The 23638-nt window shown below is 42.6% G+C and carries 23 protein-coding genes; 9 read left to right on the top strand and 14 right to left on the bottom strand.

Annotated elements, in window-relative coordinates; all coding sequences use genetic code 11:
* Nucleotides 1-25: 25 nt before the first annotated feature.
* From mnhG to ACSFXN_RS16390, 8 genes are all read right to left on the bottom strand, one after another.
* The gene (gene mnhG / locus ACSFXN_RS16425) at nt 26-424 is read right to left on the bottom strand and encodes a monovalent cation/H(+) antiporter subunit G (protein WP_437151194.1); all 399 of its coding nucleotides are present in this window, start codon (nt 422-424) and stop codon (nt 26-28) included.
* Nucleotides 372-653 (bottom strand): Na(+)/H(+) antiporter subunit F1, encoded by a 282-nt coding sequence (locus tag ACSFXN_RS16420; RefSeq protein WP_437151192.1) that lies wholly within the window; start codon nt 651-653, stop codon nt 372-374. The genes mnhG and ACSFXN_RS16420 overlap by 53 nt, the downstream gene beginning before the upstream one ends.
* Complete coding sequence (locus tag ACSFXN_RS16415) at nt 650-1129, bottom strand: Na+/H+ antiporter subunit E (RefSeq protein ID WP_437151190.1); 480 nt, start codon at nt 1127-1129, stop codon at nt 650-652. The genes ACSFXN_RS16420 and ACSFXN_RS16415 overlap by 4 nt, the downstream gene beginning before the upstream one ends.
* A 6-nt stretch (nt 1130-1135) precedes the next feature.
* Nucleotides 1136-2617, bottom strand: coding sequence for a Na+/H+ antiporter subunit D (locus tag ACSFXN_RS16410; RefSeq protein WP_437151189.1), 1482 nt, complete (start codon nt 2615-2617; stop codon nt 1136-1138).
* A complete protein-coding gene (locus ACSFXN_RS16405) occupies nt 2610-2957 on the bottom strand; it encodes a Na(+)/H(+) antiporter subunit C (protein ID WP_437151188.1) in 348 nt (115 codons plus the stop codon). Before ACSFXN_RS16405 ends, ACSFXN_RS16410 begins: the two co-directional genes overlap by 8 nt.
* Complete coding sequence (locus ACSFXN_RS16400) at nt 2957-3379, bottom strand: Na(+)/H(+) antiporter subunit B (RefSeq protein WP_300992133.1); 423 nt, start codon at nt 3377-3379, stop codon at nt 2957-2959. Before ACSFXN_RS16400 ends, ACSFXN_RS16405 begins: the two co-directional genes overlap by 1 nt.
* Entirely contained in the window at nt 3366-5780 is a 2415-nt protein-coding gene (locus tag ACSFXN_RS16395) for a Na+/H+ antiporter subunit A (protein WP_437151186.1), read from the bottom strand. Before ACSFXN_RS16395 ends, ACSFXN_RS16400 begins: the two co-directional genes overlap by 14 nt.
* Before the next feature lie 209 nt (nt 5781-5989).
* A complete protein-coding gene (locus tag ACSFXN_RS16390) occupies nt 5990-7219 on the bottom strand; it encodes an MFS transporter (protein ID WP_437151184.1) in 1230 nt (409 codons plus the stop codon).
* Between the two features lie 128 nt (nt 7220-7347).
* Between ACSFXN_RS16390 and ACSFXN_RS16385 the strand changes: the two genes are divergently transcribed.
* The gene (locus ACSFXN_RS16385; protein WP_437151183.1) at nt 7348-8064 is read left to right on the top strand and encodes a peptidylprolyl isomerase; all 717 of its coding nucleotides are present in this window, start codon (nt 7348-7350) and stop codon (nt 8062-8064) included.
* 303 nt (nt 8065-8367) lie between these two features.
* On the top strand, nt 8368-8628 hold the full coding sequence (locus tag ACSFXN_RS16380; RefSeq protein WP_437151182.1) for a DUF1871 family protein: 261 nt from the start codon (nt 8368-8370) through the stop codon (nt 8626-8628).
* A 38-nt stretch (nt 8629-8666) separates the two neighbouring features.
* Here ACSFXN_RS16380 and ACSFXN_RS16375 read toward each other — a convergent pair whose 3' ends face one another.
* Entirely contained in the window at nt 8667-8882 is a 216-nt protein-coding gene (locus ACSFXN_RS16375) for a helix-turn-helix domain-containing protein (RefSeq protein WP_244890342.1), read from the bottom strand.
* A gap of 102 nt (nt 8883-8984) precedes the next feature.
* Complete coding sequence (locus ACSFXN_RS16370; protein WP_437151181.1) at nt 8985-10319, bottom strand: sodium-dependent transporter; 1335 nt, start codon at nt 10317-10319, stop codon at nt 8985-8987.
* A gap of 146 nt (nt 10320-10465) precedes the next feature.
* Between ACSFXN_RS16370 and ACSFXN_RS16365 the strand changes: the two genes are divergently transcribed.
* Nucleotides 10466-13090, top strand: coding sequence for an RNA polymerase sigma factor (locus tag ACSFXN_RS16365; protein ID WP_437151180.1), 2625 nt, complete (start codon nt 10466-10468; stop codon nt 13088-13090).
* 87 nt (nt 13091-13177) lie between these two features.
* Nucleotides 13178-13552 carry a S1 domain-containing post-transcriptional regulator GSP13 gene (yugI, locus tag ACSFXN_RS16360; RefSeq protein WP_300992142.1) on the top strand — a complete coding sequence of 125 codons (375 nt, stop codon included), beginning with the start codon at nt 13178-13180 and terminating at the stop codon, nt 13550-13552.
* Between the two features lie 174 nt (nt 13553-13726).
* On the opposite strand, the gene ACSFXN_RS16355 is transcribed toward yugI, so the two are convergent.
* Nucleotides 13727-15040, bottom strand: a complete 1314-nt coding sequence (locus ACSFXN_RS16355; RefSeq protein ID WP_437151179.1) for a sigma 54-interacting transcriptional regulator — start codon at nt 15038-15040, stop codon at nt 13727-13729.
* A gap of 139 nt (nt 15041-15179) precedes the next feature.
* On the opposite strand from ACSFXN_RS16355, the gene pruA reads away from it, so the two are divergent.
* From pruA to ACSFXN_RS16335, 4 genes are all read left to right on the top strand, one after another.
* Nucleotides 15180-16724: an L-glutamate gamma-semialdehyde dehydrogenase gene (gene pruA / locus ACSFXN_RS16350; protein ID WP_300992145.1), complete on the top strand. Its 1545-nt coding sequence runs from the start codon at nt 15180-15182 to the stop codon at nt 16722-16724.
* 76 nt (nt 16725-16800) lie between these two features.
* Complete coding sequence (locus ACSFXN_RS16345) at nt 16801-17994, top strand: ornithine--oxo-acid transaminase (RefSeq protein WP_301857495.1); 1194 nt, start codon at nt 16801-16803, stop codon at nt 17992-17994.
* A gap of 83 nt (nt 17995-18077) precedes the next feature.
* Nucleotides 18078-19322, top strand: coding sequence for a Glu/Leu/Phe/Val family dehydrogenase (locus ACSFXN_RS16340; protein WP_437151178.1), 1245 nt, complete (start codon nt 18078-18080; stop codon nt 19320-19322).
* A gap of 107 nt (nt 19323-19429) precedes the next feature.
* The gene (locus ACSFXN_RS16335) at nt 19430-20593 is read left to right on the top strand and encodes an iron-containing alcohol dehydrogenase (protein WP_437151176.1); all 1164 of its coding nucleotides are present in this window, start codon (nt 19430-19432) and stop codon (nt 20591-20593) included.
* Between the two features lie 41 nt (nt 20594-20634).
* Here ACSFXN_RS16335 and ACSFXN_RS16330 read toward each other — a convergent pair whose 3' ends face one another.
* Nucleotides 20635-21627: a cation diffusion facilitator family transporter gene (locus ACSFXN_RS16330; RefSeq protein ID WP_437151175.1), complete on the bottom strand. Its 993-nt coding sequence runs from the start codon at nt 21625-21627 to the stop codon at nt 20635-20637.
* 12 nt (nt 21628-21639) lie between these two features.
* Nucleotides 21640-22371, bottom strand: coding sequence for an MgtC/SapB family protein (locus ACSFXN_RS16325; RefSeq protein ID WP_300992152.1), 732 nt, complete (start codon nt 22369-22371; stop codon nt 21640-21642).
* 119 nt (nt 22372-22490) lie between these two features.
* Here ACSFXN_RS16325 and ACSFXN_RS16320 point away from each other — a divergent pair, with 119 nt between their 5' ends.
* Nucleotides 22491-23393, top strand: a complete 903-nt coding sequence (locus ACSFXN_RS16320; protein ID WP_437151173.1) for a DMT family transporter — start codon at nt 22491-22493, stop codon at nt 23391-23393.
* Between the two features lie 2 nt (nt 23394-23395).
* On the opposite strand, the gene ACSFXN_RS16315 is transcribed toward ACSFXN_RS16320, so the two are convergent.
* The coding region (locus tag ACSFXN_RS16315; RefSeq protein WP_437151172.1) for a hypothetical protein at nt 23396-23638 on the bottom strand (243 nt) is incomplete at its 5' end.

The raw sequence follows: 23638 nt of genomic DNA, 5'->3' as shown, positions 1-23638 counted from the left end.
AGCAGAAGTTGCTTGATGGCTTGTTTTATTTTTTTTCGTCTAACTTTTTTTCGACAACAGCTTTCATATCATCCCGAACAGTTTCTTTAGCTAATGGAATGCCAGAAATATAAGATGCCCGGCCAATTAGATGGCCAGCTACAGGAGAAGTGATGAACAGAAAGGCAATCGCGATGATCAGCTGTGGATTAAAGTGATCTTCAATCAGCCAGAAATGAATGAACGTTCCAGCCAGAATGCCCATCACCCCAAGTGTAGAGCTCTTAGAAGCTGCATGCGTCCGTGTATAGACATCAGGAAGCCGAACCAGCCCGAGAGCTGTAACGGCACTAAAAATGACCCCAGTGCTGATTAATATGATGATGAGGATATTAACGATTATTGTTTCGATCGAAAATCTCTCCTCTCTCAATAAACTTCGCAAAAGCAGTTGTCCCGATAAAAGACAAGATGCTCAATAACAAAATGATTTCCAGGAAAAACTCAGTTCCGATTATCAGTGACAACAAAGCCACTATGGAAACAAGCGCTACGCCAAGGGCATCAAGCGCAACCACCCGGTCAGCGACAGTAGGCCCTTTTACCAGGCGGTACAGCAAGCCGGCAAAAGCAAAACTGATAATCAAAAGGGATATCCAATAAAACATCATCAAGGCCGGCTCACCTCCAAAATTGCACGTTCAAACGTGTTTTTGATCGATGAGACCGCATCGTCAATATCCTCGAAATCAATCGCATGAATGTAAAGCCGTTTTTGATCATCTGAAATGCCGACGACCAAAGTTCCAGGAGTTAAAGTGATTAATGCGGAAAGCAAAGTCACTTCCCAGTCATGCTTCAATTCGGTTTCCAGTTCGAAAATTGCCGGACGTATATTCAAACGCGGTTGAATAACCAGCATAAACACTGAAAAACTTGAAAGGATCAATTCTTTTAAGAACAGGAAGAACAGAGAAATGACTGCCCAAACCCTTGAAGTATACAGCCGGTAGGAAAAGAATCTGCGCATTAGAATGATAAGCAGCAATCCTACGATAAAGCCTATTGCAAAACCTGTAGGAGTAAATGCGTTGGTCATGAACATCCAAACACCAGCTAAAAAGAAATTAAGTAAAATTTGCAATGCCATCTTCATCTACTCCTTTAATACCGCATCTATATAGATGGATGGATTTAATAGAACTTCACCTGCACCGCTGATAAACGGCATGAACAATTCAGCGCCGACCCCTAGGAACACAGTGAGCACGACCAAAAGCACTGAAGGAATCATCATTTGGCGGTAAGTCGATTTTTTGAGCGGCACGGTTTCAACCGGCTCTCCCCAGAAAGCATAAACGAAAATGCGGATAACACTCAGCAGTACCAGCAAGCTGGTGACTAATATAACGATGCTTCCCCAGAATTGCGGACCTTCAAAACCGCCTTGGACAATCAGTAATTTACCGGGGAACCCGCTAAGCGGTGGAATTCCTGCCAATCCGAAAGCGGTAATCAGGTAAACCCAGCCGAGAACCGGATAGGTCTTCATCAACCCGCCCATTTGGCGCAAGTTCGATGTGCCGAAAATGACTGCTATAATCCCGACTAAGAAGAACAAAGCTGCTTTGATCAGCATATCATGGATCAAATAGAAGATGGACCCATTTACACCGGCTTCATTTAATTGAGAAACGCCGAACAAAATGACACCGACTGCAATAATGATGTTATAAATAATGATTTTCTTGACATCAAAATAGGCCAAAGCGCCGATGCAGCCTGCAAGAATCGTCAAGATTGCGATAATGGCCAGCAATTCATGTGTGAAATCTGTATTCATTGTGAAAAATAACGTATATGTACGCATGATTGCATAAACCCCGACTTTGGTCAGCAAAGCACCAAACAAAGCTAAGATAGGGATTGGCGGGGCGTAATAAGCGCCCGGCAGCCAGAAATATAACGGGAAAATAGCTGCCTTAAAGCCAAATACAATCAGGAACAGGACGGCTATGACCGTCAGGATTCCAGTAGCCTCAATTTGCGGTATTTTCACGGCTAAATCAGCCATATTCAATGTTCCCGTAACGGAATACAAAAAAGCAACAGCGGATACAAATAAAGCGGAAGAAATGATGTTAACAAGCAAGTATTTGATCGTCTCGCGCAATTGCGGCTTTTGTCCGCCGTGGACAATCAGCATATACGATGACATCAATAATACTTCAAAGAAAACAAATAAGTTAAAGATATCTCCAGTAGTAAAAGCGCCGTTTACACCAGTCAGCAGGAAAAGCACTGCCGGGTAATAAAACGATTGCTCCCGCTCCACGCCAATTGTCGGAAAGCTATAAAAAATTATGAATAGGGTAATGACTGTCGCGCTTAGTACTAGTAAAGCGGAAAATAAGTCGGATACCATCGTGATGCCAAAAGGCGCATCCCAACTGCCGAGTGTAACGGCTTGGATGCCATCTGTCTTCACTTTAGCTATTAAGAATAAGACTGCGATTAATGCCAATCCGGCACCTAGAGCAGCGATGCTTCGCTGCATGCGGATATTTTTAGGGAAAAACAGCAAAATCGCAGCAAATAGCAACGGAATTAAGACAGGAAATAGAAGTAAGTTAATCATTGTCTTCAGTTCCTCTCATTAAATTCACGTTATCGGTGCCAAGCTCCTGATAAGAGCGGTAAGCAAGGACCAGGAAAAATGAAGTCACCGCAAATGAGATAACAATCGCCGTTAGAATAAGCGCTTGTGGAAGGGGATCGACATAATCTGAAATACTTACTCCCTCAGCAACAACAGGGGGGGCGGTTCCACCAAGCCCGCCCATTGTCAAAATCAACAAGTGGGCGCCATGGCTAAGCAAACCGGTACCGATAATAATGCGGATCAAACTTTTCGAAAGCATCAAGTAGACAGCTGCCATAAACAAAAAGCCGATGACAACCGACATAATAATTTCCATTATTCATCCTCTCCAATCGTTTGAATAATGGTCATCGTAACTCCAACAACAACCAAGTAAACGCCTAGGTCAAACAAAGCAGCTGAATGCAAGGACGTTTCACCCCAAAGCGGCAAATCAAAATAATCATAAGCATGCGTAAAGAACGGAACATTAAAGAAAATGGAAGCACTCGCAGTTCCGAGAGCCAGCAATAAGCCTATAGCTGTCATCATTACATAGTTGAACGGAATGATTTTTTTTACCGTTTCAATATCGTAAGCAAGCATCAACAACACGATAGCGCTCGCTGTCAAAAGCCCGCCGACAAAACCGCCGCCAGGGGTGTAATGCCCTGCAAAGAAAATGTGGATAGCGAACATCAAAATGATAAACGTCACCACTTTAGTAGCGGTTTGAAGCATCACATCATTTGTTTTCATGTTGCTCCTCCTTTTTGCTTAAACGGAGTTTAATCATGGTGATAATCGCAATCCCGGCGATTCCTAGAACAGTAATCTCGAACAGTGTATCAAATCCACGGTAATCGACTAAAATAACATTGACGATATTACCGCCGCCCGCTTCAGAATAAACGGTTTCTTTATAGTATTGTGAAATTGAAGGCAGGATTTTTTGAGAATGGGAGGCAAGGGCGACGAGGGTCATAGTTATACCCACTCCCAGGGCGATCACTGCGTTGCCGAGTTTAAAACGCATGCGTTCTTCTTTTTTGCTGACTTTTGGCAAATGATAAAATGCCAGCAAGAACAATGCTACTGAAATGGTTTCAATAACCAACTGAGTCAAAGCCAAATCCGGAGCCCGGAAAATGACGAAGAACAAAGCCACCGAATAACCGACAGCCCCGAGCGCAATAATGGCAGTTAACCTGGACTTCGCAGCAAGAATCGTGATAGTGCCGCCGACAAGGGCAGCGACGATGACAATCTCATAAATCCCGATTGGTGCCGAATTGGTCAAATCAAGGACAAAGGCTTCTGTAAGAACCAAAGTGCTTAAGACAATGATTACCAGGAAGCCGAACATATAGACCAAATAGGAGCGGATAAAGCCGGTCATGTAAACTGCGGAAAAACGGTTTGCCCCGCCGTCGCTCAAATATGTAAAAGCATCGTATAAGCGATTGAGTGATACGGTATCGGGAAATACTTCATATGCCCGCTTCCATTTGCGGAATGACAAGAACAGCAAAGCCCCTAAGGCAAAAATGCCGAGTGTCATAAAGAATTCTGTATTGGCGCCGTGCCACGCAGAAACAGAGATATCCACTTCATCCGGAGAACTATACATAAACGGCTGGATGGCCAATACTGCAGGTTTGACAATCCAATCGCCAACCAGATTCGGAATAAAGAAAATGGTGATGACAAGCGCTGCTAAAATAGCAGGGGATACCAGCATGCCAATCGGCGCTTCATGGGCATGTTTCGGTAATTGTTCCGGTTGGTGCTTGCCGGCAAAAGTATGAAACACAAAATAGAAGCTGTAAACAAACGTAAAGACACTTCCAATCCATGCCACTACAGGGAACAAGACACCCCATACATCCATTGAGAACAAATCGAATTCAGCAATAGCGAGCATAGCCGTCAAAAACATTTCCTTGCTCAAGAATCCGCCGAATAGCGGAATCCCTGCCATCGAGAACGATCCGATCATTGCAAGTGTAAAGCTGATTGGCATAATGCTCATCAAACCGCCCAGTTTACGGATATCGCGTGTGCCGGTTTCATGATCGACGATTCCCGCTACCATGAATAGGCTGCCTTTAAATACTGCGTGATTGACCAAGTGGAAAATGGCTGCGAATGCGGCATATTTAAAGACCGTTCCAGCCGCGTCTTCGACATGGAAACCGAGTGCGGAAGCACCCAATAAACTCATGATCAATCCCAGTTGGGAAACTGTTGAAAAAGCGAGAATCGCTTTTAAATCCTTCTGCTTCAATGCAAAGAATGAACCCCAGAACATGGTGAACAACCCAACTCCGGTAACGAGCCAAATCCAAGTGCCGGAAGCAGCGAAGATGGGCGTGAACCTGGCGACCAGATAAAGCCCCGCTTTTACCATGGTGGCAGAGTGCAAATAAGCGCTTACAGGAGTCGGCGCTTCCATCGCATCCGGCAACCAGATATAGAATGGAAATTGAGCGGATTTAGTAAATGCACCGAGCAAGATTAACACCAAAGCCCAAGTAAAGAACTCATGGTTAACAAGTTCAGGAGCCTGGGAAACGAGCTCCCGGATCGAATAAGTATTGCCCATGATGCTGAGAAGCACAAAACCCCCAAGCATCATCAAGCCGCCAAAGACTGTGATCATCATCGACTTCAATGCCCCAAACCGGGAGCGGTCGCGTGTATACCAGTAGCCGATTAATAAGAACGAAGAAATCGACGTGAGTTCCCAGAAAAGATAAAGGGAAATCATATGGTCTGACTGGACGATACCGAGCATGGCAGTCATGAACATCAATAAATAAACGTAGAAATTATGTAATTGTTCGCGTTTTTTATCCAGGTAAAAGACCGAATATAAGACGACGAGAGATCCGATGCCTGTAATCAGCAACGAAAACAGGAGGCTCAATCCATCCAGATAGGCTATGAATGAGAGGCCAAGTGAAGGAATCCATTGAAATTCCGAGACCCGCGTGTCGCCATCCATCGTAACAGGGAGCAGCGTCGCGTAATAAATGAATAAAATCACTGGAACAATCAAAACAAACCAGCCTGTGTGAATCTGGCCGATTTTTTTAAACAACAGCGGAACGAAGAGTGCTGCGATTATAGGTAAGAAAATCAAAAACACAAGTGACAAATGAATCCTCCTTTCAAGCGGATAAGTGATGACTTTCTTAGGAAATTATAACGTACATCAGCAGAATTTGCACCGATAGAAACGGAACAGTATCTTATCCCTTAGGATTTTCACTTTATGTGAAATAGGAAGAAACTCAATTAAGAAAAATTTGTGACTTAGGAAAATATAATAAAAAAAGTCGATTTTCTAATGAAAATCGACTTTTCTTACATGGATTTCAATTCTTGTTCAAGCAAAACATCTTCAAAATCCTGCTCGGGTTTCGAAGTGGTGTATTTTAAAAATAAAAATGAAACCAGGAATAATGAGCCAGTCACTATGAAGACGGAAGGAATTCCGATAAATCCGCTGACAATTCCTCCAAACATCGGGCCAATGATATTGCCTAAAAATCGGAAGCTTGTATTATACCCCATGATTTCTCCTTGGATTTCAATGGGTGCTTCTCTTCTCATAAGCGCTGTAGTGGTCGGAATCATGCCTCCGACTGCAATGCCGAATAACAAGCGCAGCACCATCAATTGCCAAAGCTCAGTGACAAATGCTTGAGGTATGATAAAGACGAAAGCAAGAATCAGTAAAAACGTCAAAACTTTTTCGTAGCCGATCTGGTCGCCAAGACGTCCCCAACGGCGGGCAAACAGCAGATTGCCGACACCCGTCGCACTGAAAGTTATTCCTGCTAAAAGCGCAACTTGTGTCCCATCCGTTAATTGCGCGACATATAAAGATAATAACGGTTGAATGCTAAAGTTGCCGATTTGGATTAAAGAAGTGATAATCATGACATTAAACAGCAGGCGATGATTGATGATCCCTTGAATAATCGTTTTTCTTGCGTATACATGAGCGTCTTTTTTCTTGACGCGTTTGATTTCGTTCAATCCAACAACTACCAGCAGCGCTGCAATTCCGATTACGGCGGATGTGATGATGAATGTATATATAAAACCGAACGTATCTGCCATTAAGCCGCCGATTACCGGACCAAACAATGTGCCGGACACACTGCCCATTTGAAGCGTGCCAAGCGTCTTGCCGGCTTCTTCTTTAGGCGTTTGTGAACTGACAAATGCGAGGGAAGTCGGGATAAACCCAGTCACCACTCCCATAAATAGCCGGATAAAGAACAATTCATGGACGGAATCAGCAGTTCCCATTAAGAAAATGCTGATGGCAATCCCGAACCCGTTGATGATTAAGATCGGTTTGTAACCGTATTTATCCGCAATTCTTCCCCAAATAGGAGACATCAAAAAAGCGGCAACAAACGTAACCCCGAACACAAGTCCCGCCCAGCGCTGAACATAGGCATCTGAATAATCGCCAAGCGTTTCAATATAAAGAGATAAAAAAGGCATGATCATCGTTGTACTGCCGGCCACCAAGAAATTAGTAAACATAATTATAAAGAAATTCTTTTTTTGCCTATTCATCCGGAACCCCTTCTTTCTGAACCGCGAATCTAGTTCTATTATAATGTATTTCGTCACTCGAAAAAAGGAAGGTGAATTACAAGTGTTTTCAAAAAACTTTTATGTTAAAATAAAGCGGGGTGAATGACATGAGAAAAAAGATATGGTTAACCGTATTGGCGGCTGCTTTTCTAGTAGCCTGCAATGCAGAAAATGAAACAACAAAAAAAGAGACATCAACAGAAACGGAAACATCTTCAGAAACTGCTTCTGAAACGAAAACTGTAGAAGGTTTTCCTCAGTTAACTAAAGAAGTGGCACCGAACGAAGCTTTGGTGCAAATGAATACATCGAAAGGCGCTATCCAAATTAAGCTGTTCCCTGAACTGGCTCCCAAGGCAGTCGAAAACTTTCTTACACATGCGGAGGAAGGTTATTACGACGGACTTCTGTTCCATCGGGTAATTGAAGATTTCATGCTGCAAGGCGGTGATCCGACCGGTACAGGAGGCGGAGGAGAAAGCATTTACGGTGAACCTTTTGAAGATGAGTTCAGCGATAATCTATATAACTTCCGTGGAGCGCTTTCCATGGCAAATGCCGGGCCTGGAACAAATGGCAGCCAGTTCTTTATCGTCCAGGCGAGTGAAGTGCCGGAAACCAACATTCCGTCCGATTATCCTGAAGAAGTGAAAAAGGCTTATAGCGAAATAGGCGGAACTCCTTGGCTTGACGGTGCCCATACGGTATTCGGTCAAGTAATAGAGGGAATGGAAGTGGTTGATGCGATTGCTGCTGCTGAAACACAACAAGACAGACCCGTCGAAGACATTACCATCGAATCAATCGAGATTCTTCAGCAATAATAAAAAGAGGGGAATTCCATAAAACGGATCCCCTCTTTTTATGTTTAGGCCAGCACCGCTGCACCTAGCTGGAAATAATGTTTGAATCTTTTTCATTATTGCTTAGAAGGTTATAGTAGCCCAGTATCTATAGACATCAGCAACACGGAAGAAGCATTGCTATTCCGGAAAAAGCTTGAGGACAGTCTTTTTAAACAGCAGGATTCCGGACCATCTTCAAAATACTCGGAATATCTCTCTTTTCTTTTTTGTTTTCTATGATATCATTGCCTTTAATACTATAGAAATGTCAGGTGAAATTAAATGGAAACCAGTGAAATGAACCGGCGGGCAGGCAGAATCCTTGAAGAATGGAACCCTTTTTCGGTAAGCGAAGAGTTACACGGCACGGAAATTGTCGCTGTAGTAGCTCAATTACATATATTGGACCATCCTTCTGACTTAGCGAAACAGATTCAAAGAATTTACGAGTTTTCTTTTAAAAAGTGGATTCCACTCGAGAAATGCGTAGAAATCTCGTATAAATTGCTTGCTTTAAAATATGAAGCAAAATGCATCATTTAAAATAAAAAAGCTTTCGGCTGATACAGCCGAAAGCTTTTTTATTTGGTTGCTTCTAATGAGTCCAGTAAATTAGAAGCCGGTACCTCTAAAGCATTGGAAAGCTTTAGAATGGTTTGGACAGATGGTATTTCTTCCCCTGATTCGTAAGCTTGGAGGCGAGCAACGCCAACGCGTGCTTTCAATGCCAATTCATCCAATGACAAACGGCGCTCTTCCCGAAGGAACTTTAATTGGGCGTGCAAATCTTCTCTCATATTCATACACTCCTTTGCATAGCATTGCAATTGCTTATTAAAATAATACCACAACCATGTCTTCTCAATAACTCAAATTATGGCACATTAAGGTATTTATTTTCAGAATACATCCAGGATGCCTTGGATAAAGACAATGATGATGGCAATTGGAGCCACATACCTCACCAGCACCCGCCAAATAGAGACCCACTTTGACTCTCCTCCCAATTCCAACTCGACATCCTTTTTCGTCAAAACATAGCCGGCGAACAAGGCAGTGAATAGAGCGCCCAGCGGCAAGCCGATTTTACTGGTGAGAATATCGATGAAATCGAAGAAGATATAGCCGAATAAAAACGGCTCAGACATAACGCCGAACGACAAAGCACTTGGAATACCGACGAGGAAAATCATTAATCCATACATCCATGCCAGTTTCCGGCGGCGTTCGTATTTGTTTTTTACACCAATTGATACGACGATTTCCAGCATTGCGATGGAAGAGGTAAGTGTCGCAAACAACATAAGCACAAAGAAAATGATCATGAGGAATTCTCCCATAAAGAGCTGGTCGAAAATCGCCGGGAGAATAATGAACACCAATCCAGGTCCTTGGTCAGGCGAATAGCCGAGGGCAAAGACGGCAGGGAAAATGATGAGGCCCGCCATAATAGAGATGATGATGTTCAGTGAAACGACACTAATTGCAGAACGGGTCAAATCTTCTTCTTTTGATAAATAAGAAGCGTATGTAATCATGCCTGCAACCCCGACACTGAGTGAGAAAAAGGCTTGGCCAAGTGCAGTTAAGGCTGTATCGAATGTAAAGAACGACCAATCCGGAACGAGCATGAATTTTACGCCTTCCATGGCGCCATCAAGTGTCAATGAACGGATCATCAATACCAGGAAGAATAGCAATAATGCCGGCATCATAATTTTGCTGGCACGTTCAATTCCTGCTTGGACTCCACCTTGGACAATCCAAATTGTCAAGAACATAAACATTCCTTGAGCAATCAGCACTTCCAGAGGGTTTCCAATAATGCCGTTAAAGAGATCGGCAAAATCATTATCGCCTAAGTTTGATAATTGAAGCAATATAGAGCGGCCGAGGTAGGATAAGATCCATCCGCCAACTACGCTGTAAAAAGACAAAATCATGAAAGAGAAAAAGAATCCAGACCAGCCGATTAAAAACCATTTCTTGCCTGGTGCTTGTTTTTTTAATCCTGATACAGCGTCCGCTTGGCCACGCCGGCCAATAACAAACTCAGCTAACAGTATGGGTAAGCCAATTGCAATCGTACTGACAATGAACATTAGTATAAAGACACTGCCACCATTTGAACCAGTTTCATAAGGGAACTTCCAAATTGCGCCTAATCCGATGGCGCTCCCTGCAGCTGCAAGGATAAAACCGATTTTGGAAGTCCATTGTTCGCGTTTTTCCATTTCTTCACTCCTATTTCTAAACATTTTTTCATTCTACACGAGGAATAATAAAAAAAATAGCTTTAAGTAAATTACTAGTTTTTTCTTCGTGTATAATAAACAAAAAAAGGAAATGTTAGAATAGTATGAAAAAAGGAGAGGGGTAAATGGAAACAAATGAGCTAGTTCTCCGCGCTAAAGCCGGTGACCGTGAAGCTTTTAGCGAATGGTGCTGGGCAAAGCAGGCTCTGATTGGCCGGTTCGGATTTCAAAATGGCATCTCCTTAAATGTGGTTAGCGCTTATCAAACAGCGGTGTTCCGGGATATATATTCATTATTAGGTGACATTAAGCTTGAAGATGCTGAAAAAAGCTTATGGCAAACAGCCATTGAATTGCTTGGGGAATTCACGGAAAAAGCTATGGAACCTGTAAAAATGGAAGCAATTCGATTTGAGGAAGACCAAGAAACCCATGAAGCAATACAGGGAATGGATGAGCAGCAGCGGATTCCGTTCCTATTGGTTAATTTTTATGGGAAAAGCCTACGGGAAGTTAGCGGAATTTTGGGGAAGCCAGAGCAGCAAATCCAGGAAAACATGGTCCAAGCAAACGCTTTATTAACTGATCGATTAGCTTTGCAGAACGATGCCCAGATAGAAAAAAGATTGGAATTCATGGGGAAATCATATGCTAGAATACCTTTTTTGCTTTCTGAAAGTGACCTTTTTGTAAATGAGCAACAAGAGGAGATTCAGACTGACGCAATGGATGCTGATGGAAAAAGACCGGCCGCCAAACGTTCGACTGTCCTGCTTGCCTTAGCAGGAATCGCCATGGCAGGAGTGGTCGGGGCATCTTTTCTGTTTGATGACCCCAATCCAAACATCAATTCTCCGGCTTCAGTAGAAGCTGACGAAACTGTTACAGCAAAAATGGTGGAACAATGGCGTGCGAAATACAATGATATTCGCGCATCTTCCCCTGCGCGCCTCGGGGTGGATCCGGAAGTATATGAGCAATTTGCTTTTGTTAAAGAAGCGGACGCTTTAATGAAGAGGACATTTAAGGAAAGCAATATAGAAAAGATGGGGAATGACAAGAAAAAGATGCAGCGGCAAGTTGATAAGCTGCTGCTTGCAATCGATACGCCTAACGGAATGGCAATGGGGGTGCAGGATGTTTTCCTCACTGGAGAAGAAAACTTGGAATTCCTGTATGGCTATGGAGCAAAAACCAAAGAATTGTTGATTTCGGCTGAGCAAGTATTGGTGCAGCACGAGGAAGCTTTAGCACTAGTGAAGTTCAACGGACTTTTATCTGCAGAAAAATTACTGGCACAGCCGAAGGGCTTGCCTGTTGAAGTGCAAAGTTTGCTGGCATCTTTAAGGGAGCGTGGGCTGACGGTTGTTAAGCATCCGGCAGAAGAACGATTTATAGTGAGACGAAATCTGGAAGCCCTGTATTCAAGTGATGTAATGAATCAGGATTATTTGGCGAATGCTTATTTGAATCTTCTGGCGAACGATCCTTATTTTGATGACAAGGGGCTATTGCTGCCGTCAGAGCAGATGACGCAAATATTGAGTCATATGGAACTTAACTTGGTGGAAGCAAAGACTTCATCAAGGTTATATCAGGAATTTGCTTTCATTTTCCAGCATTCCTTCTTCCTGTTGCTTAAAGGAACGGAAGATCAAACGATATTCGATAGTCATGGAGTAGTGAAAGAAGAATATCAGCAGGCTTGGAAAACTTTCAGCACACAGGCGGGCAATCCGCTGCTTTATCTAATGCTGCCGATTGTGGAGGAAATGGAGGCCAGTGGCTGGACCTCATCCAAGAGCTATGACAATCTAACGTATGAGGATATTATGGAAGTGATGGAAATGGAAAAAAAGGGGCTCTTAGCAGAAAAGCTGCCGAATGGCGACATCGTAGTTGAAAAGGAACTAGTTGAAATAGAGCATTATGATTTCAATGTAATTGCCAAGCTCTATAAATCATTTTCTGCTGGGCATGATAAAAACCTGTTAAAAGGGCTCGCACCATTGGATACGTTGATTTTGTTTCAGTATGCAAATCAACAAGAAGATCCAGCGACAATGTGGCATTTAATGGCAGACGAAGGCACGAAACCAGAGCTGGAAAACTACCTGCGTTTTTGGAGAAAACAGCCTGATTTCTTTGCAGGCATAAGATGGATTGAAGCAGGTCCGGAGAATATGCACAGAATAGGCAAAAACCTGGAACTTTTTCCATTTCTGAATTATTTTGAAGAAAACGGTCCGATGCAATATATGCCAGGGCTTGTCACTTCGGGAAAAGATCTTTGGCTCGTAAAATATCATCTATACGAATCCTATGATCTGGAAGAAAAAGGACAAAGCTTCACTAAAAAAGTGGAATCCCTCTATGCCGGATTTTCTGCTGACCTGGAACAAGACGTACTGAATGTGGCTTCTCCTGGTGAAATAGGCGGCATGTTCTTGTTGGCAAAAGAAAAGGATGACTTCCGGACAATGTCTGCCTTGTATGATAATGAAACACAGCAGGCACCGGAAGTTCTCGAAGTACAGATAGAATCGCGCGGAGTGACTGGTCTTTCAGAGGCCAATCGGGTGATTTTCTCTATGGATTCCGCCAACTACGGGTTCATTCCTAATACGGAAACCGGAATTTTATATTTTGAAAACCAGCAGCCGGGGGGAAATGAACCCTTTAACGGCAACCAGTTGACTATGGTGAAAACCGAGAAAGGCTGGAAAATAGGTGATTTAAATATGTACTGATTTTACTACAGGGCTAGTACTGTGCTATAATATACAGATGCCAATAGGTGTACAGGATAATTAGATAAGTATAGGAGCGGGTAGAACATGACAAAAACATATCAAGCAGGCGACACAGTAACAGGTAAAGTAACAGGAATTCAGCCATACGGGGCATTCGTGGCATTGGACGATCAAACACAAGGATTGGTCCACATTTCAGAAATCACTCACGGCTACGTAAAAGAAGTAAGCGAATATTTGGCAGTTGGCCAAGAAGTGAACGTAAAAGTATTGGAAGTTGATGAAAAATCAAAAAAAATCAGCTTATCCATCCGTGCACTTCAAGAGCAGCCACCAGCAGCTCAACGCACTGAAAAACCAAAACAATCACTTCAATCACACGTGAATGAAAATGATTCTGAAGGATTCAACTCATTGAAAGACAAAATGCAAGAATGGATCAAACGTTCAGGGCAGTAAGAAAAGCGGAAACGGCCGTCTAGATTCGACGGGCGTAAGACGGGCTGCCGAAGTGGCGTATTTTCAGCCACACAGGCGGAACGGCTTACGACCCGAGAGTCTGGCCGTTGCAGCTAGACAGTAAGAAAAGCGCTGTCGGCCATATAGCCGAAAATGCAAAACGAAGCACAGACATCATGTCTGTGCTTCGTTTTTTTTGATTTTTCTTAAGCGGTACTGCAGATTTTGCCGGCTCATGCCGAGAGCCGCTGCTGCTTTTGTTACATTGCCTCCATGAAGATCCATTGCCTTCTGCAAATAATACATTTCCGCTTCAAACAAATAGTCATCAAGCGGCAGTAATTCCTTGCCAGAACGGATGATAAAATCTTCAGGGGTCAAAGCGGTTTTATTCATCGTTTTCGACTTGAAATGCGAGGGGAGCAAATTTAAGCTGATATATTCCTGTGTCGTAATCAAAGAAGTGATTTCATCCAAAAGAAGTTCGAGTTCTTTCAAATTCCCAGGCCAATCATACGCCATAAATAGTTTTTTTACTTCATCATCTAATCCGCGAACCATCGAGCCGAAATTCATGCGGTGGCGCGATAAATAATCGTCGATGAAAGGCTGTATATCTTCTTTGCGGTTCCGCAGCGGTTCCAATTTGATGGTCATTGCGGAAAAGAAGTAATAAAGCTCTTTTGATAATTTATTCGAAGCAATCAGCTCTACAGGATCTTCGCCGACACTTGCAATAAAATACGTATCGCCATTCATCTGTTCTTGAGCCATCTTCAAAAGCTCGATTTGCAATGGCCTCGATAATAAATCGATGCGTTCACAATAAATCGTACCGCCGGAGGTGCCGGACAAGTTCTTGTTTAATTGATCAATCAGTTCTCCATTTGTACCGTGGCAATAAAGGGTGTAAAGCTGTCCTTTCGATGAAGAGGCCCAGTGGATGGCTTCGGCAATGAGTTCTTTTCCGGTGCCGGACTCACCAATCAATAACACCGGCAATTTGGTGGCAGCCGCTTTCTCGGCGGTTTCGAGCACTTTTTTCATGCTATTCGAAACAGCTGTAATGCTGTTGAAGGTAATCGGTTCTTCATATTTTTTCAATGGCTGGTACACGACTTTCTCAAGCGTCGTAACATCCCGGGACATTTCCATCGCTCCGATTAACTTTCCTTTTGAATAAATGGGATAAGTATCATTTAGAGTCGTAATTTGCTGTCCTTTGCGGTTCCAGTACGTTTGTTTCGCATTAAAAACAGCTTCTCCTGTTTGCAGCACTTGAAGCAGTGTACTTTCATGCTGGTCAAAACGGAACATTTCCAACAAGGAGCGGTCAACCAATTCTTCAAAGTCGAATCCTTCAATTTCTTTCATTTTATTATTGTATAAAATGGTCTTGCCTTTCAGGTCAACTGCATGAATGCCAACCGCTACATGCTCAGCAGCGAATTTTAAAAAAGGCGTCATGTCCATCTCTTCGCTGGTCAATACTATCACCTCAAAATTATTTTAGCTTTTTGATAGAAAATGCTTGATTAATGCAACAATCTTTTGCATTATTATATATGTAAAGATATTAGAAGTGCAAATTTTTTTTGCACACCTACAAAATTCAAGGAGGATTTACATGATTCCCTACAAACATGAACCATTTACAGATTTCTCAATCGAAGAAAACCGCAATGCTTTTCTAGCAGGTTTGAAAACAGTTGAGGCATATTTAGGCCAAGACTACCCATTGATCATCGGTGGAGAGCGTGTAATGACTGAAGACAAAATCGTATCATTCAACCCAGCTGACAAAGAAGAAATCGTTGGCCGCGTTTCTAAATCTAATAAAGAATTAGCTGAAAAAGCGATGCAATCAGCTCTTGAAGCATTTAAAACTTGGAAAAAAGTAAAACCTGAAGTACGTGCAGATGTGCTATTCAAAGCAGCAGCAATTATTCGCCGCCGCAAACACGAATTCTCAGCTCTATTAACAAAAGAAGCAGGGAAGCCTTGGAACGAAGCGGATGCAGATACAGCAGAAGCAATCGACTTCCTGGAATACTATGCTCGCCAAATGCTTCGTTTAAAAGACGGCATGCCTGTTATGAGCCGTCCGGGCGAATACAACCGTTATGATTACATTCCTTTAGGCGTCGGCGTTGTCATTTCACCTTGGAACTTCGCTTTCGCTATCATGGCTGGTACGACTGTAGCTGCTATGGTAACTGGAAACACAGTACTATTGAAGCCGGCTTCTACAACTCCGGTTGTCGCTTATAAATTCATCGAAGTTCTAGAAGAAGCGGGAATGCCGGCAGGCGTTGTCAACTTCATTCCAGGACCTGGCGCTGAAGTAGGGGATTACCTTGTTGATCACCCACAAACTCGCTTTATCTCTTTCACTGGTTCACGTGCAGTCGGACTTCGCATTGCAGAACGTTCTTCTAAAGTAAATGAAGGACAAATCTGGATGAAACGTTTAATTGCTGAAATGGGCGGGAAAGATACTATGGTCGTGGATAAAGAAGCAGACCTTGAACTTGCGGCTCAGACCATCGTGAAATCTGCATTCGGATTCAGCGGACAGAAATGTTCTGCAGCGTCACGTGCAGTCATCGTTGAAGATGTATATGACCAAGTGTTGGACCGTGTCATTGAATTGACGGGCGAATTGACAATCGGCAACCCGGTTGACCAGAACAACTTCATGGGACCAGTGATTGATGCAGCGGCATACAAGAAAATCATGGACTATGTTGAAATTGGAAAAGGGGAAGGCCGTCTAGTTGCTGGTGGTACTGGAGATGACTCAACAGGTTACTTCGTTAACCCGACAATCATTGCTGACCTTGATCCAAAATCACGCATCATGCAAGAAGAAATTTTCGGGCCAGTTATCGGCATTTCAAAAGCAAAAGACTTCACTGAAGCGATTGAAATTGCCAACAACACTGAATACGGCTTGACTGGAGCGGTCATCACAAACAACCGTGAACACCTAGAGCAAGCACGTGAAGATTTCCATGTCGGTAACCTTTACTTCAACCGCGGATGCACAGGCGCTATTGTTGGATACCAGCCATTTGGCGGATTCAATATGTCTGGTACGGATTCAAAAGCAGGCGGTCCGGATTACCTGACGCTTCACCTGCAAGCCAAAACAACTTCAGAGATGTTATAATTATTCGGTAAATGTTATAGTAATTCATAAAGAGGCAGACGTAACGTCTGCCTTTTTTAAAAAAGGAGGAAATAACATGACAAAAACACAGCAAATTATTGAAAAAACTGAAAAGTACGGTGCTCACAACTATCATCCACTTCCAATCGTTATTACTGAAGCGGAAGGTGTTTGGGTAAAAGATCCGGAAGGCAATCAATTCATGGACATGCTTTCTGCATATTCTGCAGTTAACCAGGGCCATCGCCACCCTAAAATTATCAAGGCATTAAAAGATCAAGCGGACCGTGTGACTTTGACTTCTCGTGCTTTCCATAACGATATGCTCGCTCCATGGTATGAAATGATCTGCAATATTTCAGGCAAGGAAATGGCATTGCCGATGAACACGGGTGCGGAAGCAGTGGAAACCGCTTTCAAAGCAGCCCGCCGCTGGGCTTATGATGTTAAAGGCGTTGAAGAAAACCAAGCAGAAATCATTGCCTGCAACGGGAATTTCCATGGCCGTACAATGACTGCTGTTTCATTATCGTCAGATCCTGAATACCGTAAAGGGTTTGGGCCGATGCTTCCAGGCATCAACTTGATTCCTTACGGTGATTTAGAAGCTTTAAGAAATGCCATCACGCCGAACACAGCTGCATTCTTGATTGAGCCTATTCAAGGCGAAGCTGGAATCATTATGCCGGAAGAAGGTTTCTTGAAAGCTGCAAGAGAACTTTGCCGTGAAAACAACGTCCTGTTCATTGCCGATGAAATCCAATGCGGTCTTGCGCGTACCGGTAAAATGTTTGCTTGTGAATGGGAAGATGTAAATCCAGATATGTACATACTTGGAAAAGCGTTGGGCGGCGGAGTATTCCCGATTTCTTGCGTGGTAGCTGACCATGAAATCCTTGGTGTCTTTAACCCAGGTTCACACGGTTCTACTTTTGGCGGAAATCCGCTTGCGTGTGCTGTTTCAATTGCTTCGATGGAAGTGCTGCAAGAAGAGAAACTGGCAGATCGTTCACTTGAACTAGGAGAATATTTCATGGGCAAATTGCGTGAAATCGATCATCCTTCTATTAAAGAAGTTCGCGGACGCGGTTTATTCATCGGAATGGAACTGACAGAAGAAGCTCGTCCATATTGCGAACAATTGAAAGAACTTGGCTTACTGTGCAAAGAAACTCATGACACAGTCATCCGTTTTGCTCCACCGCTGATTATTTCAAAAGAAGACTTGGACTGGGCAATTGAGCGCATTCAAAAAGTCTTCTTAAAATAAGAACTGGCTGACAAATATAAACTCAATTATGTTACACTAGTTGCGGAGTTATAACTATAAATATAAAGAGGCGAATTAAAACAATGGCTGAAAACTTGAATTTGTTGACTTCAACGCAGAGTGTTATTAAAACTGCTTTGGATAAACTTGGATATGAAGAAGCGATGTACGAACTTCTAAAAGAACCGATGCGAATTATGGAAGTCCGTATTCCAGTACGTATGGATGATGGAAAAACAAAAGTGTTTACCGGGTTCCGTGCACAGCACAACGATGCAGTAGGACCAACGAAAGGTGGAATTCGTTTCCATCCTGAAGTGAACCGTGAAGAAGTTATAGCATTATCTATGTGGATGACACTGAAATGCGGAATCGTTGATTTGCCATACGGCGGCGGTAAAGGCGGCATTATTTGCGATCCCCGTGAAATGTCAATGCATGAAATTGAGAAATTGAGCCGTGGGTATGTGCGTTCTATTAGCCAAATCGTAGGACCGAACAAAGACATCCCGGCACCGGACGTGTTTACGAATTCTCAAATTATGGCTTGGATGATGGATGAATACAGCAAAATTGATGAATTCAACTCTCCTGGATTTATTACCGGAAAACCGATTGTTCTAGGAGGCTCTCAAGGCCGGGACAAAGCAACAGCTCAAGGAGTAACGATTGTTCTTAATGAAGCTGCTAAAAAACGCGGTTTGGAAATGCAAGGCGCTAGAGTTGTTATTCAAGGTTTCGGAAACGCAGGCAGTTTCTTAGCGAAATTCTTGCATGATCAAGGTGCGAAAATTGTTGGTATTTCCGATGCTTACGGTGCCCTTCACGATCCAGATGGTTTGGATATTGAGTATTTGCTCGATCGCCGCGACAGTTTTGGTACAGTGACTACATTGTTTGAAAATACGATTACCAATAAAGAATTGTTTGAATTGGATTGCGACATTATTGTGCCTGCTGCGATTTCTAATCAAATCACTGCAGAAAACGCACCAAACATCAAAGCTTCTATTGTAGTGGAAGCTGCAAACGGCCCTACTACTGCAGAAGCAACGAAGATTCTATCTGATCGTGGAATCCTGCTGGTTCCTGATGTACTGGCAAGCGCTGGTGGAGTAACTGTTTCTTACTTTGAATGGGTTCAGAACAACCAAGGTTATTACTGGACACAAGAAGAAGTCGATGAAAAGTTAACTAAAAAATTAGTTGATGCATTTGAAAATATCTACAATGTAGCTACTACGCGCAATATTGACATGCGCTTAGCTGCCTATATGGTGGGTGTCCGAAGAACTGCAGAAGCTGCCCGCTTCCGTGGATGGGTATAAAATAGAAGATAAACCGCTTGGGAGTTTCCTGAGCGGTTTTTTTAATCCAAATTTTTGCGTTTTTTTCATAGAATAGACATAATAGAGTTTGAAAAGGAGGCTGAAAAATGAATGCATTTTCGTTTTATAATCCTGTTAAGTTAATTTTTGGTAAAGGCCAATTGGCCGCAGTAAAGAAAGAATTGCCTAAATACGGCAAGAAAGTCCTGGTTGTATACGGTGGAGGCAGCATCAAGAAAAATGGCATATACGATGAAGTAATGCAAACTCTTGGTGAAGCAGGGCTTGAAATTTTTGAATTATCAGGAGTGGAGCCGAATCCCCGCATTTCAACAGCGCGAAAAGGGATCGAAATCTGCAAAAAAGAAGGAATTGAGATGCTGCTGGCTGTGGGCGGCGGTTCTGTTATCGATTGCACCAAACTGATAGCTTGTGGCGCTACATATGAAGGCGATGCTTGGGACTTCGTATCACGTAAAGCGCAGCCGAAAAGTGCTTTGCCATTCGGAACGGTATTGACCCTTGCGGCTACAGGTTCTGAAATGAACGCCGGATCTGTTATCACTAATGAAGAAACGCAAGAAAAATATGGGTGGGGAAGTCCTTTTTCTTTTCCGAAATTTTCGATATTAGATCCGACTTATACCATGTCAGTGCCTGAAAATCACACGGTCTATGGAATTGTTGACATGATGTCGCATATTTTTGAACAATACTTTAACAATGCTACAAACACACCGGTCCAAGATCGGATGTGTGAAGGTGTATTAAAGGCAGTTATTGAAACTGCGCCAAAACTAATGGAAGATCTACAAAGTTACGAACACCGGGAAACGATTTTATTCGCCGGTACGATGGGGCTGAATAACTTCTTGCAAATGGGTTATAATGGAGACTGGGCTACGCATAATATCGAACATGCGGTGTCTGCTGTCTATGATATTCCTCATGCGGGTGGCCTTGCGATTCTTTTTCCGCAGTGGATGCGCCACAATGTAAAAGTTAATCCTTCCAGATTCGCTCAAATGGCTGTTCGCGTCTTCGATGTGAATCCTGAAGGAAAGACTGAAGAAGAAATAGCGTTTGAAGGAATTGACCGTTTGCGGGATTTCTGGACATCACTTGGAGCTCCGACGCGTTTGGTTGACTACAATATCGATGATACTAAAATCGATTTAATGGTTGAAAAAGCGATGGTTTATGGGGAATTCGGCAACTTTACGAAGTTGAAAGATGAAGATGTGAAAGAAATACTGCAAGCATCTCTATAAAAAAAGCTTGAGCGCATAAAATTGCGCTCAAGCTTTTTTAATTATTCGGTTACTGGAGGCATGGATTCAGGGCGTTTACTTACATGCGTCCAATGTTTCACTCCGTCATCTGCATCTAACGAGACAACGACGTCATTGACACTTGGCTGACTTAACAGCACCTCGGCTATACGATCTTGAAGTTCATCTGCTTCTGCGACACTTAGTGAAGGATTAACTTCAACTTTCGTCTCTACATGAAGAAATTCACCTTCCTTGACCACTTCCAGCTTACGGATATCTCTTACATCCGGATGTTCACTCAGTAAATGGGCGATATGGTTAACCATCTGTTCATCGGTTTCTCCGATAGCTCCACGCGCATTCTCAAGAAATACTTTCATCACGACGTAAAACATCATTAACCCGATGGCGATCGATGCAGCACCTTCAACTGCAAGGAAGCCGGTATAATGGGCGATCAATACAGCGATCAAAGCGAGTAGACCACCGGCAGTTGCAACTAAGTCTTCCATAAACACAAGTTTCGTTGCAGGCTTTGCGCGATCCATATGAGCAAAACTTGTTGTCAATGGAGCCATTGCTCCACCTTTGACGCCTGCTTCATGAAGAATTTCTTTTCCGGCTTTATATAGAACGAAAGTTTCTAAAATAATGGCAATTGATAACACCACAACACTGATGATGAATCCTTCTGCTTCAACCGGTTGAGTCATTTGATGCCAGCCTTCGACGATCGTTTCATAAGCCATGATTCCAACAATCAGGACGGCACCAAGCAGAACGATATTCAACAACCGGCCAAACCCATTAGGAAATTGTTTGGTAGGGGCTTTTTTTGATAACGCTGAACCGATAAAGACGAAATATTGATTCGCTGCGTCACCGATCGAGTGCATCGTTTCCGCAAACATGGCAACGTTTCCTGTAAAAAAGAAAGCTACACCTTTCATTATTGCGATAAACGTATTTGTGATGGCTGCGTACAGCGATGGTTTGTTTCCGTTCTTAAGTAATCCAAAAAATTCTGCCATTCCATTTCCTCCTTAATTAATTAACTCAATCGTCACTTGTTCAACATAGTCGATCGAACCGATCGTTTGATAAAGAAAAAGTGTTTGTTTGTCCTGTGAAAAGGAGGTCCGCATAATCAATTCATGTTTTTGCGGCTCGCCCTTTTCCTGTTGATCGGAAATAGAAAGAGTCTCGATCACGACACCAACTTTTTTTATATCTTCTACTATTGAAGCGATTGAGTTTTTTTCAGTAACAATAATCTTGATGATTGCCTCAATCATCTGTAGCCGCTTCGGACCGTATTTGAAGAGCAGGGGAGGGACGAGCTCAATCCCAATCAGAATAATCAGTACAGAGACAGCGGCTTCAATATAAAAACCTGCTGCTACCGCAATGCCAATTCCGCCGGCTCCCCAAATCATCGCTGCAGTTGTTAACCCGGAGATCGAATCATTGCCTCGCTTTAATATAACACCAGCTCCAAGAAAACCAATGCCAGAAACTATTTGAGCTGCTAAACGAAGTGGATCCATTGTAATATTTACGTTGTCATGCTCGCTTCCTTTTGCAATATACGCAGACTCAATAGAGATGATGGTCAACAAACAACTGAAGGTGGCGATGACAATGCTCGTCTTTAAACCTACAGGCTTTCTTTTTAATTCCCTCTCTAAGCCGATTATTAAACTTAATAAAGCGGCTAAAAATAATTTCAGAAAAGTTTCAAGCGAGAAAACTTCAAGAGAAGAAAAAAGATCCACATGTTTAGCCTCCTTTCGTTTCGAGTATTGAAAAAGAAGATTGGACGTGTCACACTATTAAAAGTGTGAAATCCACTATGTATTTTCAAACAGAACTTATATAGAAAAGAGGCGTCAATATGGAAAGACCAGCGGTTCATCCCTTTATTCCCATCATCATCGGTGTTTTTTCAGTTGCTCTCTCAGCAATCTTTGTAAAAATGACATCTGCGGACTCTGGAGTCACCGCATTTTACCGAATGTTATTTTCAATTCTCATCATGAGCCCAATCTTCTTTATGAAATATACCCATGAAATCAAAAAGCTAAGCAAAAGAGATTGGATTTTTACTTCGATCGCAGGTATTTTCTTGGCTTTTCACTTTATCTTATGGTTCGAATCATTGAACTATACTTCCGTCGCAAGCTCTACTGTGCTTGTTACGCTGCAACCTTTGTTTGCTTTTGCCGGTACCTATTTCTTTTTCAAAGAGAAAATTTCTCTAAAGACATTATTATCTGGAATGATTGCGGTGCTCGGAAGTGTTTTAATCGGCTACGGAGATTTTAAAGTCAGCGGATTAGCATTGTATGGAGATATATTAGCTCTGATTGCCTGCGCTTTAATAACTGCTTATCTTCTATTTGGGCAGGATGTTAGGAAGAGGCTGTCGTTAATTACATATACTTTTGTAGTTTATAGTTTTAGTACCATAACGTTATTCTTCTATATCGTATTCAAAGGAGAATCATTTGGTCCTTATCCAGCATCTGAGTGGATGTGGTTTTTATTGTTGGCAATAATCCCTAACTTGCTCGGACATACTTTATTTAATTGGGCGCTGAAGTGGGTAAGTACGAACGTGATTTCAATTGCCATTTTATTTGAGCCAGTGGGGGCTGCTGTATTAGCTTATTTCATACTGGGAGAGGTGTTGAGCTTAAGCCAGATTATTGGCGGAAGTGTAGTATTGGCGGGGATTATTTTGTTCGTTGCAGATTACGAAAAAATAAAATCAATCTTTTTTAAGAAAAAGGGTTGATTTTATCCGCGTGGCGGTTTATATTTATACATGTCCTTAAGACGAGCGAAAAAATATTTTGAAATAGTATTGACAACGTTTCGGAAGTAGGATATATTAATAAAGTCGCCAATGAGCGCGGCGTTAACAAAATGAAAACCTGAACCTTGAAAACTGAACAGCAAAACGTCAACAAAAATTGTTGAAGCGCCTTGGCGCGACAACGAATTTTCTGCGAGGATCGTCGCAAAGCGATCCGAGCAAAA

This window comes from Planococcus sp. 1R117A (genome assembly GCF_051417975.1).
GTDB classification, from domain to species: Bacteria; Bacillota; Bacilli; order Bacillales_A; family Planococcaceae; genus Planococcus; species Planococcus shenhongbingii.
The sequence above is the reverse complement of the archived record's forward strand: the minus strand, read 5'-3'. Positions and strand labels throughout refer to the sequence as shown.